Raw genomic sequence first — 277 nt, forward strand, 5'->3', positions numbered from 1 at the left:
CAATTGATCCGCTTTTTTGAAAAAACAACATTTGAATTGCCCTTCAGGGCTGCGCCAATTTCGGCGAAATGCGCTTGACTGGCGCTTGCGTCAAAATGAATCGCCATATAGTCACCAGTAGCGGTCAGACGCTTGGCTTGCAAAATGATGGCTTCTTGATCCTTGTGGCACAGAAGAATGTAGGCGATTTTTGCCATTTACGAAACAAAACCCTTATTATCCCAGATTGTTTACACAAATAACGCTAACAGGCGTTGAATAAACAGCGTTTCTTTGC

The 277-nt window shown here is 43.3% G+C and carries 1 pseudogene; it reads right to left on the bottom strand.

Features of this window, described 5'->3' with window-relative positions:
* Positions 1-197 (bottom strand): annotated as a pseudogene (locus AB9F29_RS22610) (glycosyl transferase); the annotation flags it as partial.
* Positions 198-277: the final 80 nt, after the last annotated feature.

The sequence above is a fragment of the Falsihalocynthiibacter sp. S25ZX9 genome (assembly GCF_041205405.1).
Taxonomy (GTDB): Bacteria; Pseudomonadota; Alphaproteobacteria; order Rhodobacterales; family Rhodobacteraceae; genus Falsihalocynthiibacter; species Falsihalocynthiibacter arcticus.